At 46.5% G+C, this 744-nt stretch carries 1 protein-coding gene and 1 pseudogene; both read left to right on the top strand.

Features of this window, described 5'->3' with window-relative positions:
* A partial coding sequence (locus RVS70_RS21620; protein WP_321134776.1) for an RsmE family RNA methyltransferase occupies positions 1-442 on the top strand: 442 nt, incomplete at its 5' end.
* Positions 442-744, top strand: a pseudogene (locus tag RVS70_RS21615) (tRNA (N(6)-L-threonylcarbamoyladenosine(37)-C(2))-methylthiotransferase MtaB); the annotation flags it as partial. The gene RVS70_RS21620 and the pseudogene RVS70_RS21615, both read left to right, overlap by 1 nt.

Genomic DNA, 744 nt, shown 5'->3' with positions numbered 1-744 from the left:
CTTCCAAGCCGCGCGTTCTGTTGTCAAGCTGGATGACAAAAAGGCGAAGAAAAAGCGGGAAAGATGGACGAAAATTGCGAAGGAAGCGGCTGAACAATCGTACCGTAACGAAGTGCCGCAAGTGATGGATGTCCATTCTTTTCAGCAGCTTCTTCAAAGGATGCAGGATTTCGATAAATGTGTCGTTGCATACGAGGAGTCATCGAAGCAAGGGGAAATAAGCGCATTCAGCGCGGTTGTAAGCAGCCTTCCGAAAGGATCATCTCTTTTGATCGTATTTGGTCCCGAAGGCGGTTTAACAGAAGCGGAGGTTGAACGGCTCACTGAGAAAGACGGTGTGCCGTGCGGCCTTGGACCGAGAATTTTAAGGACAGAAACCGCTCCGCTATATGCGTTGAGTGCGATTTCTTATCAAACAGAGTTATTAAGAGGTGATCAGTAATGGCAACTGTTGCTTTCCATACGCTTGGCTGTAAAGTCAACCATTATGAAACAGAAGCAATCTGGCAGCTTTTCAAAGAAGCGGGCTATGAAAGAAGAGACTTTGAACAAACAGCTGATGTATATGTCATTAATACATGTACAGTAACTAATACTGGAGATAAAAAAAGCCGCCAAGTGATCAGACGCGCCATTCGTCAAAATCCTGACGGTGTCATCTGTGTCACAGGCTGCTACGCGCAAACCTCACCTGCTGAGATTATGGCGATCCCTGGTGTCGATATTGTAGTTGGAACACAGGAC

This window comes from Virgibacillus sp. M23 (genome assembly GCF_034190895.1).
Taxonomy (GTDB): Bacteria; Bacillota; Bacilli; order Bacillales; family Amphibacillaceae; genus Virgibacillus; species Virgibacillus salarius.
This window is presented reverse-complemented; position numbering and strand designations above follow the sequence as displayed.